Consider the following 9954-nt stretch of genomic DNA (forward strand, 5'->3'; position numbering starts at 1 on the left):
AATTTCAAGAAGTCTTTCGGCAACAGTAACAAGGTAATCTTCATTATCCTTGAGAAATTCCTTGCGCTCATTCATAGGATTGTGCATTAGTTCGATCATTCTGTTGACTGTATAGTCGATACGTTCAAAATTATGAAGATATTCGATAAAGCGTTTATCAAGTATCTCACTTTCAGACTGCGGAGCATAGATTCTTCCGTATTCACGTAGGACTCTGAAATAATCGCAAAAAGCATTATATGCAATCGTTTCTTCTCTTTCAAATTCTTGACGTTCAGTCACAATTTTTCTGGCTGAAATAAATTCTTCTTTAGTAGGTTTGTGATTGGGATCAAGTCCCAGACCAAAATCTTCATTAATTTTCTTAGCAGCGTCAAGGGGATTTTCGAGGTTGAAAAGTTTTTGAACGAATTTAATATGATCTCCGCCTTCGCCGCAGCCAAAGCAATAATAACCCTTTTCCATAATGTGCATACTGGGAGTTTTTTCGGCATGAAAGGGGCATAAACAGTAACCTCTGCGGTTGATTTCAATTCCGTATCCCTGAACTAAATCGGGCATACTTAATCTTGCTTTTATTTCCTTAAAAATGTTATATTCCATTACTTTTCCTTTCCAATTCTCCATTGGCGAATTTTTATTGACAAATTTATTATTTTACTTTAGTAAATCTGCTAAATCTTGCTTTTATGCCTAATTCCTTTCTTGACATTCCACGTTTGTCACGGATTTGCCAGATCATATGATATACAAAGGATTATTATCTGATTGTGAATTTAATAGATAATCCGGCATTCTGTCTGGTAAGCCTATTATCCATTTAACATATTCTTCATAGATTATTTCTTTTTTGTTTAATTGGGTAAACTTTACATCCCATTCTTTAAGGAATTCACTTATAAAAGTGGAATTAAACTTAATATAAACATCACCTTTAAATTTACGAAAATCAATACAGGCTCTTTCGTGAAGATTAAAAAGCATATAAATTGCTGAGAGTTCATCATGTGACGGAAGCTCATTTCTTAGAACAAAGGGGTGAACATTAAGCGCTTTTGCAATTTTTTTCATATCTTTATCTTTTAGGATTTTTTTATCATTTTCAAACAATGAGACTTTACGTTCAGCCGTAAATCTGTTAAATCCTGCTTTTATGCCTAATTCTTTTCTTGACATTCCATGTATGTCACGGATACGACGAATCATTGAGCCAACGTAACTGTTTTTTATACGCTTTTTGGAATTTAGCCTTTTGGCACTGTACTTTATAAACATTATTTTGTTCCTTTATTAATTATTTTATTTTTGTAAATCTAATTCCTTGCTTGACATTCTATCAGGTAAGCTTACTAACCATTGCATATATTCCTTATATGTTATTTCATGTTTAAAGTATCGCTTATACTGTATATCCCATTGGTTAAGGAAGTCACTTATAAAAGTGGAATAAAATTTGATGTAAATATTATCTTTAAATGTACGGAATGTAATAAAAGAATTTTCATGGAGGTAAAACAGCATATAAATTGCCGAGAGTTCGTCATGTGACGGAAGCTCATTTCTTAGAACAAAGGGGTGAACATTAAGCGCTTTTGCAACTTTTTTCATATCTTTATCTTTTAGGATTTTTCTATTACCTTCACACAATGCGATTTTACGTTCAGCCGTAAATCTACTAAATCCTGCTTTTATGCCTAATTCCTTTCTTGACATTCCATGTATGTCACGGATACGCCAGATCATATGACCGACATAGCCATTTTTTACGAATTTGAACTTATACAAAGGATTACCTGATTGTGCATTTAATAGATAATCCGGCATTCTGTCGGGTAAGCCTATTATCCATTTAACGTATTCTTCATAGCTTATTTCCTTTTTGTTTAATTGGCTAAATTTTACATCCCATTCTTTAAGAAATTCACTTATAAAAGTGGAATTAAACTTAATATAAACATCACCGTTAAATTTATGAAAATTAATACAGGTTCTTTCGTGAAGATTAAAAAGCATATAAATTGCCGAAAGTTCGTCATGTGACGGAAGTTCATTTCTTAGGACGAAAGGGTGGACATTAAGCGCCTTTGCAATTTTTTGCATATCTTTATTTTTTAAGATTTTTCTTTTATCTTCACACAATGTGATTTTACGTTCAGCCGTAAATCTGTTAAATCCTGCTTTTATTCCTAGTTCTTTTTCTGTCATTCCACGTATATTACGGATACGCCAGATCATATGACCGACGTATCCATTTTTTACGAATTTGAACTTATTCAAAATTATTTATCCTTTCCAATTCGCCATTGGCGAATTTAATTATTTTGCTGTTCCTGAAGATTAATTAAATTCTGATAATATCGCAGTTTTTTCAGCAATGACGGTCTTTTTTTGACCTGATTATTTTTAACTTCAACTTTTTCAGGCTTGTACTCTAAATCAAGTATTTTAAAAAGATTTTTGTTATCTGAGTCAGATTCATAGCAGTCCAGCAGTTCGTCCTGAATATCAAAGGGAAGGGATTCTATGTACTCTACAGATGTTCCGGTAATATCTGCAATCTGGTACTTTGAAATATATTCACTGACTGCTGCCAAACTGCTTTTATTTGCTTTGTTAAGAGATTTTCCATAACCTTCGGCAGACAATTTTTCACATAAAACCATAGCTGCGTCAAAATCTCCTACAGTATTATAGAAACCTACTACAAGATTCATTTCTTCTGTACAAAGTATATTTTCATAATCTGCTATTAACTGATTAATCATTTTAATTGCCTTTCAATTCGCCATTGGCGAATTTTTTATAACGATACTTCTGGGGTTTTAGTCATATTTTTACCTAAATCAGCAGTTTTGTTTATTTCAGATAGCTTGCCCTGATTTTTGTGAAGTTCGCCAAGGAGTGATTTTGTTTTTTCGTTAAGAGCTGAAGAATTTTCAGCAGTTTTATTAGAATGTTCATGGGCATTAGTTTTATTATGATGTTTAAGTAATTCAGAAGTAACAGCTTTAATAACGGAATGTTCCTCAGCAGTTAAAAATTCAGCGCCGGAAATACAATCCAATTTAAATTCTGGATTTTGATAAGTAATATAAAAATGACCTAATCCCTTACCATCATTGCTAGCTTCAAAGAAAATTCTATTTATATTTTTATCCTGCAAAAAAATTCCATGATCAAATGCAGATTTAGAAAAACGTTCCCATAAAGCATTATTTACTTTTAATTCAATTCGAGCATTGCCATCGTAATATTTTAATTCCTTATCAAACTTAAATACATCTTTTGTTATCTTGTCTGAATTATTAACAGTAATATCGGCACTTTTAACAGATTGTTTTTCAGCAGCAGATTCATTTACTTTTACAGCTTTTTCGGTAATTTCAGAACTTTGAACCGGCTGCTTTTCTGAAATGTTTTCTTTCATGGCAGCAGTTTTTTCTGTCTGAACAGGTTCACGTGAAATATGTATATTCAAATCACTTATAATAGCAGCATTTGATAATACAACACGGTCTGTAATGGAGGATTCCGAAAGATTAGCAACAATTTCAGCAATAGAATTGTTGACGCTTTCGTTTTTACTCATCATTTCTTCAATGTGCTGAGATTTATTTGCAGGAGGTTCAGTTTCAATACCCTGTATACCTTTACTTAATGTATGATACTTATCAAGCTTTGTGTTAATTTTTTCAATTTTCCGTTCCAGTTTTGTGATTTTATTCAAATAAGATTTTTCTTTGGATTGAAGGTATTCAAGCATTTTAGGGTTATTACCAATCTGTTTTTGCATGTATCTGTTAGTTTCAAGCTTTGCAATTAAACGTTCTAATAGGTTTTTTATTTTGTGTAATATGTTTTCCAGCTTAAATTTTGAAGAATCGTTAATAGATTTTAAGCAGTTCATAAACTTGTCATGGCGAAGTTCAGGTTCTTTAATGCTGAAACTATGAAAATATTCTTTTATGTTTTCACAGGTTTTTATTTTAAGCTGTAATTTATATATTTTATTTTCGTTATATTTAATATTAGCTTTGTGTTTTTCCATCTTATTGAACTTTGCAGGAATTTTCTTAGTTTTAAGATTGTGTATCTTATTAATATTTTTATCAATTAACAAATTAATAGCCTTTTCAGACTGGGGATAAGCTTGTGCTATGGATCTAAGAAAGATATTTTGCTTTTCCAGTTTTGCAATTCTGGAGTTAAATTTATCAATTTTGCTTTGATTTCTCTGAATTTTTTCATTGAGAAGTGTATTTTTTTCTTCGAGACTGCTGATTCTGTCATTATAGGTATCTAATTTGGAATCCAGAAAACGTGTAATAATACCACGTTTTAGTTCGGAATTGTTTAATTGAATATTGGAGGATTCATTTGAATCACTGTGCTCATAATTATCCTCATTTTCTTCAGGTGAATACTGAACATTAATATTATTTAAATATTCTTCGTTACTCATTTTTTAATTCCTTTCTTTTCATTCGCCATTGGCGAATAATATTGATTAAAATATTTTTTTCTATAGTTGCGTACATAATCTTTATATTTATTATCTTCGTATGGGTTGAATAAGCCAATAATATGCATAAATATTTTTCTTATAATTTTCAATCTTATCTTTCCTTCCCAATTCGCCAATGGCTAATTTTTACATACGTTTAAAAATCAAAAAAATTAAAGCTTCTACATAGGCAAACCAGATAGCTAAACCAGTGCAAAATAATAATCTTTCGCTTTTATAACGTTTTACTAACTTTTTTTCTATTTTTTCAATGCACTCTTTACATGCAAGGGTATTGTTAAATGCCGTTATATTTTCATTTTTTCCGCAAAACTTACAGATTTCATTTAATTTATTCATTAATTTATCCCACCTTTACAAAATTAATTTAATATGGTAAAATATACCTAAATAAAGTTTGTGAGATGATTATTATGATTAATGTAATAAAGGGATTATTTCAAAAATTAATAGGAAAATAAATAAAATATAAATTACTTTTTCTTATTTTTTATAGCAATAAAAATTATAATCATTGTTCCTGAAATAAGAAGTAATGACGTAGTTAAGGTTAAAAGGTTATTTCCATCTAAGATATTTTGAAATGAAAATTTTTTTAATTCTGATGAAAAGAACTTAAGCATTAATATGTTAATTAATATAAATAACATAAGTTCTGCAATATGACGTTTACATGTTATTTTTGGCTTAATACCAGATATTAACTTATATGAACATTTTTTGCATATCTTATTAACCGGTTCATCATTATTAAGTCCGCAGAATTTTTCTCCGCAGCATACGCAATATTTCTCACAATACTGTTCATCCATAATATTCCCTTTCCAATTCGCCAATGGCGAATTTTACAGAAACTTCATAATTAATGAAACAATTACAGCTTCGAGTATAGCTAAACTGGAAGATAATGCTACACAGAACAGCAATCGTCCTATGTAATAATCTCTTTTTAAACTCTTTTTAAGTTTTTCATAGCAGTCACTGCATATAAATGTGCCTTTATATGTTGTCAGATTTTTGGATTCTCCGCAAAACACGCAAAATTCATTGAAATTATTCATAAATTTGTCTCCTTTAGAAAATGTTAAAATAAACAAAATTCTTAGATAGAGGTTCATGTTATGATAGATATAATAAAAGACTTATTCAAAAAGTGTAGTTTGCCTATACCAATTTTATATATTACAATAATTACTTTTTATATGAGTTTGTGTTTATATGACCACAATACATATGTAGTTGATTTATTAACAAATAAACTATTTAATTCATATGAAAACCTTTGTTTTATGAATTTTTTTGTTAAAAATCTAATTATAATATTCTGCGTTATATATCTTATTTTGATTATTTTGAATGCACTGATTAATCATTTGAATTTAAAACTAATAATATTCAAAATGCAATCAATAATATTGTACCTTTCTGCATTTAAGCTTTTTACTTACTTCCTGATAAATTATAAACGTTCACCAGATGAAAATATTAATGTTATATTAGTATCTTCTGGATCAGTTGTTATACCACTTCTATTTGTTATTATTATCTTTGGAGTGGTTGAGTGGAAAATAAACAAAATCTAAGGTTTCTTTTTTGTTTGATAAAAATTGATAACTGTAAATATAACCATAACAGCACTTGATATAACGCTGATTAAAAGTAAAGAATTATCCAATTTAAACATATTTTTAACTGTCATATCTTTAAAGTAGTGAGTAAATACAATGAACGTCCAGATATTACATAATATGAAGAATATAATTTCCATTAAATAATGATTTTTTGATATTTTAGGGTTAATATGCCTTGTTAATTGTTGTGAGCATCTGCAACATATTTGATGATTTGGTTTATTATCATCAGTTGCAATAAACTCACTACCGCATAATACACATTTTTTTTTAACATCTTCCATAGCTAATCCTTTCAATTCGCCATTGGCGAATTTTACAGAAGCTTCATAATTAATGAAACAATTACAGCTTCGAGTATATAACAATAATATTTTATATAAGAAATTTAATGATCTTTAAATAGAGAATAAATATTTTTATTGCAAGAAATTAAAACATGTGAATCTGATTTATTCAATATATTATAAGTCAATTTATTTTTTGAACAGAATTGACTAAATTTAAAATATTTTTCATTGTTGAAATTTATATTTATCATTTCTTCACCATGTCCTATACCACCAATACGTACATTTTTTGATTTGATATTATTTTTCATAAGTTTCCTTTCCAATTCGCCAATGGCGAATTTTTTATTTAAACTTAAAAGTCACCTTAAAATCTTTATCCAACATAAGATATGCACTAAATGTACCGCTTCCGTCTTTTTTCTTAAAGCCTTTAAGCTTTGCGGACTTTCCGTAATCCAGAAGAGAACGTGCAGCACCTTCCGGAATTGTTTTTCCTGAGATTTTTTTCCAAATAACAAATTCGCACCCGTCCTTACCACTTTCACAACCATAAGATTTAGGATATTCTACAACATTTTTACCGCACTTTGGACATTTGCCTATGACCTTTCGTTCAGCTCTGAATGACAGATCTTTATTTATGTTATCCTCTTTACTGTAAGTATCAACAAGACTTTTAACAAATTCATTTATTTCATTCATAAAATCGTCAGGGGAGTATTCGCCCTTTTCAATAAGCTGAAGTTTACTTTCCCAAATAGCAGTAGTTTTCGGAGACTTTATTTCTTCCGGTACTGCTTCGATCAGACTTATGCCTTTTTGCGTCGGAAAAAGATTTTTACCGGAGCGTTCTACATAACCACGCTTTATTATGGTTTCAATAATACCAGCCTGCGTTGCCTGAGTACCGATTCCTTTCTTTTCGACGTTTTCATCTTCATAGTTCTCGTTTCCGGCACGTTCCATAGCAGATATCAAAGAGGAATCCGTATAGCGTTTCGGCGGAGTTGTCTGATGGTCTGCGATTTTTTCAGTGTGATTTTCAATTACAAGTCCTTCGACAATGTTATCTGTAAATATAGTTTCTTTAACAGACATTTCTTTGCCGGTGAGTAATGAAACAAATTTTAACTGAAATTCTTTCCAACCCATTTGAGAAATTTTCTTTCCCAGTGCGGTAAAATCAGTGTCGGCACAGCTTACCGTTATAGCTGTAGATTCATAAATATGTTCTGGAGAAACTGCATAGATCAGCTGAGAACAGATAAGCCGCAGTATTTTCATTTCAGAATCGGGAATAGCTTCAATATCTGCATTAGAAACAGACAAAGTAGGCAGTAAAGCATGATGATCTGTAACCTTTTTATCATTTATTACTCTGTCTGCGTCAGGCGTAAATGAAATTTCAGCGGACATAATTCCAGATGCAGCAGCGGTCAGCTGAATGATTTTGTCTTTCATGCTTGAATTGACATAATTACTGTCGGTTCTTGGATATGTAATAAGCTTTTTTTCATAAAGGGACTGTGCATAGTCAAGAGTTTGCTTAGCGGTATAACCAAACAGACGGTTAGCAGTTTTCTGTAAATCCGCAATATTAAAAAGCTTCGGAGGCCTAACCTTTTTAGATTCCTTTTTGATTGACTTAATAAATGCCGTACCTGCATTAACATTTTGCAGGATTTTTTTAGCCGTCGGTAAATCAGGAATTCTTGCAGATTCAGCCGTAAATTCTCCGCAATTCAGAAGTACGGTATAATATTTTTCTGATTTAAAATTGTTAATTTTATTTTCACGATCCACAATGATTTTTAATGTAGGAGTCTGTACACGTCCTACAGAAAGAAAATTATTGTACATTGCTGAAAACAGGCGAGTACCGTTCATGCCGACAAGCCAATCGGCTTTGCTTCTTGCGTATCCTGATTGAAAAAGACGGTCATAATCGCTGTCATCTTTCAGATCATTAAAACCGTTTATAATATCATTTTTTTCAACTGAAGAAATCCAAAGTCTCCTGACAGGCTTCGAGCATTTGCAAAGCTTGTACACGTATCTGAAAATACACTCTCCTTCACGTCCTGCATCGGTGGCACAGATAATTTCATCAACACATGGATCATTCATAAGAGATTTCAGGTTTTTGTACTGAGAGCTTGTTTCTTTGATAACGCCAAATTTCCATTTTTCAGGAATGATGGGAAGGCAGTCCGTGATCCACGGTTTGATTTTATACTCTTCTCCATAGGCTTCCGGTTCGGCAAGTTCTATCAAATGACCTACGCACCATGAAACTATATAACCGTTTCCCACAAGATAACCTTGCTTTTTTATATTTGCACCCAGTACGGAAGCGATATTCGCCCCGACGCTATGTTTCTCAGCTATGACTAATTTCATTTACAGTCCTTTCTATTCGCCATTGGCGAATTTTTATTATTTAATAAAAGAGATTGACAAAAAAGAAAAAGTGTTATATAATAAATATAGAGTAAATCCTATATTAAAGGAGCATACATGTGCAGGAATTTGAAATAATATTCTATGAAAAGGAAGATGGAACAGAGCCAGCCAAAGAATTTATTCTTAGCCTTGATAAGAAAATGCGAACTAAAATGTTACGTATCATTGAAATGCTGCAAAATAACGGTTATGAATTAAGAGAACCTTATTCTAAATCCGTAAGTGAGGGAATTTTGGAACTTAGAGCAAAGGTAGGCTCTGATATATCAAGAGTAATGTATTTCTTTGTAATCGGCAAAAAAGCTGTTCTTACCAATGGATTTATAAAGAAAACACAGAAAACCCCAAAAGAAGAAATTGAACGAGCTAAACGCTACCGTGCTGATTTTCTCAGCAGAAAGGAGAATAGACAATGACAAAATTTAACGATTTTCTTAAAGAACAACTTAAAGATCCCGAAATAAAAGCAGAATACGAAGCTCTTGAGCCTGAATTTGCAATAATACAGGCAATGATTGACGCTCGAAAACTAAAAGGAATTACACAAAAAGAACTTTCTGAACGTACGGGTATTGCTCAAGGAGATATAAGCAAACTTGAAAACGGAAACGGAAATCCGTCTATAAAAACATTGCAAAGACTCGCAGCTGCTATGGATATGTCTTTAAAAATAGAATTTGTTCCAAATCCAAATTAAAATATATTAGAGTTCCGGCAGAAGCCGGAGCCTTTATTTTTTAAGGTTATCCAGACAGTTACTGCAAATATGTTTATGATTGTATTCTGTTAAATTTTCTGAATTTCCGCAGAAAACACAGGAGTTATTATGTTTTTTAATAATCATAAAGCCGTTATCTTCAAATATATCTACGCTGTCACCTTTATCCATACCTAATTTATGCCGAATTTGTGCAGGGAGTGTCACTCTTCCCAAAGCATCAATTTTGTTTTCTGATATTAATTTCATATATAAACTCCTTTTTCGCCAATGGCGAATTTTTTAATCGTCAAGATATTCTTCTAAATCATCACTGTTACTTTG

General features: G+C 31.2%; 13 protein-coding genes. 2 read left to right on the plus strand and 11 right to left on the minus strand.

The window, feature by feature from the left end; genetic code table 11:
- From OCV67_RS12085 to OCV67_RS12130, 10 genes are all read right to left on the minus strand, one after another.
- Positions 1-603: CHC2 zinc finger domain-containing protein (locus OCV67_RS12085; protein ID WP_178085134.1), on the minus strand; the 603-nt coding region annotated here is incomplete at its 3' end.
- Between the two features lie 135 nt (positions 604-738).
- Positions 739-1176, minus strand: a complete 438-nt coding sequence (locus OCV67_RS12090) for a helix-turn-helix domain-containing protein (RefSeq protein ID WP_147644210.1) — start codon at positions 1174-1176, stop codon at positions 739-741.
- 123 nt (positions 1177-1299) lie between these two features.
- The gene (locus OCV67_RS12095; protein WP_147644211.1) at positions 1300-2277 is read right to left on the minus strand and encodes a helix-turn-helix domain-containing protein; all 978 of its coding nucleotides are present in this window, start codon (positions 2275-2277) and stop codon (positions 1300-1302) included.
- A gap of 35 nt (positions 2278-2312) precedes the next feature.
- A complete protein-coding gene (locus tag OCV67_RS12100) occupies positions 2313-2765 on the minus strand; it encodes a hypothetical protein (protein WP_147644212.1) in 453 nt (150 codons plus the stop codon).
- Positions 2766-2800: 35 nt separating this feature from the next.
- Positions 2801-4462: a hypothetical protein gene (locus OCV67_RS12105; protein ID WP_147644213.1), complete on the minus strand. Its 1662-nt coding sequence runs from the start codon at positions 4460-4462 to the stop codon at positions 2801-2803.
- Positions 4463-4651: 189 nt separating this feature from the next.
- Positions 4652-4864, minus strand: coding sequence for a hypothetical protein (locus tag OCV67_RS12110; RefSeq protein ID WP_147644214.1), 213 nt, complete (start codon positions 4862-4864; stop codon positions 4652-4654).
- Between the two features lie 134 nt (positions 4865-4998).
- Positions 4999-5337: a hypothetical protein gene (locus OCV67_RS12115; protein WP_147644215.1), complete on the minus strand. Its 339-nt coding sequence runs from the start codon at positions 5335-5337 to the stop codon at positions 4999-5001.
- A 33-nt stretch (positions 5338-5370) separates the two neighbouring features.
- Positions 5371-5586 (minus strand): hypothetical protein, encoded by a 216-nt coding sequence (locus tag OCV67_RS12120; RefSeq protein WP_147644216.1) that lies wholly within the window; start codon positions 5584-5586, stop codon positions 5371-5373.
- A 958-nt stretch (positions 5587-6544) separates the two neighbouring features.
- The gene (locus OCV67_RS12125; RefSeq protein WP_147644217.1) at positions 6545-6757 is read right to left on the minus strand and encodes a hypothetical protein; all 213 of its coding nucleotides are present in this window, start codon (positions 6755-6757) and stop codon (positions 6545-6547) included.
- Between the two features lie 34 nt (positions 6758-6791).
- Positions 6792-8849 carry a type IA DNA topoisomerase gene (locus OCV67_RS12130; RefSeq protein WP_147644218.1) on the minus strand — a complete coding sequence of 686 codons (2058 nt, stop codon included), beginning with the start codon at positions 8847-8849 and terminating at the stop codon, positions 6792-6794.
- A 119-nt stretch (positions 8850-8968) separates the two neighbouring features.
- Between OCV67_RS12130 and OCV67_RS12135 the strand changes: the two genes are divergently transcribed.
- Both OCV67_RS12135 and OCV67_RS12140 read left to right on the plus strand, forming a co-directional pair.
- Positions 8969-9328: a type II toxin-antitoxin system RelE/ParE family toxin gene (locus OCV67_RS12135; RefSeq protein WP_147644219.1), complete on the plus strand. Its 360-nt coding sequence runs from the start codon at positions 8969-8971 to the stop codon at positions 9326-9328.
- Positions 9325-9609, plus strand: a complete 285-nt coding sequence (locus OCV67_RS12140) for a helix-turn-helix domain-containing protein (RefSeq protein WP_147644220.1) — start codon at positions 9325-9327, stop codon at positions 9607-9609. Before OCV67_RS12135 ends, OCV67_RS12140 begins: the two co-directional genes overlap by 4 nt.
- A 33-nt stretch (positions 9610-9642) precedes the next feature.
- Here OCV67_RS12140 and OCV67_RS12145 read toward each other — a convergent pair whose 3' ends face one another.
- Positions 9643-9879 (minus strand): AbrB/MazE/SpoVT family DNA-binding domain-containing protein, encoded by a 237-nt coding sequence (locus OCV67_RS12145; RefSeq protein WP_147644221.1) that lies wholly within the window; start codon positions 9877-9879, stop codon positions 9643-9645.
- Positions 9880-9954: the final 75 nt, after the last annotated feature.

Origin of the sequence: Porcipelethomonas ammoniilytica (genome assembly GCF_025567485.1) — a bacterium.
GTDB classification, from domain to species: Bacteria; Bacillota; Clostridia; order Oscillospirales; family Ruminococcaceae; genus Porcipelethomonas; species Porcipelethomonas ammoniilytica.

Coding starts and splice junctions, on each gene's coding strand:
- OCV67_RS12090 (WP_147644210.1), bottom strand. CDS start 1,176: ATGTCAAGAAAAGAATTAGGCATAAAAGCAGGATTTAACAGATTTACG.
- OCV67_RS12100 (WP_147644212.1), bottom strand. CDS start 2,765: ATGATTAATCAGTTAATAGCAGATTATGAAAATATACTTTGTACAGAA.
- OCV67_RS12105 (WP_147644213.1), bottom strand. CDS start 4,462: ATGAGTAACGAAGAATATTTAAATAATATTAATGTTCAGTATTCACCT.
- OCV67_RS12110 (WP_147644214.1), bottom strand. CDS start 4,864: ATGAATAAATTAAATGAAATCTGTAAGTTTTGCGGAAAAAATGAAAAT.
- OCV67_RS12115 (WP_147644215.1), bottom strand. CDS start 5,337: ATGGATGAACAGTATTGTGAGAAATATTGCGTATGCTGCGGAGAAAAA.
- OCV67_RS12120 (WP_147644216.1), bottom strand. CDS start 5,586: ATGAATAATTTCAATGAATTTTGCGTGTTTTGCGGAGAATCCAAAAAT.
- OCV67_RS12125 (WP_147644217.1), bottom strand. CDS start 6,757: ATGAAAAATAATATCAAATCAAAAAATGTACGTATTGGTGGTATAGGA.
- OCV67_RS12130 (WP_147644218.1), bottom strand. CDS start 8,849: ATGAAATTAGTCATAGCTGAGAAACATAGCGTCGGGGCGAATATCGCT.
- OCV67_RS12140 (WP_147644220.1), top strand. CDS start 9,325: ATGACAAAATTTAACGATTTTCTTAAAGAACAACTTAAAGATCCCGAA.
- OCV67_RS12145 (WP_147644221.1), bottom strand. CDS start 9,879: ATGAAATTAATATCAGAAAACAAAATTGATGCTTTGGGAAGAGTGACA.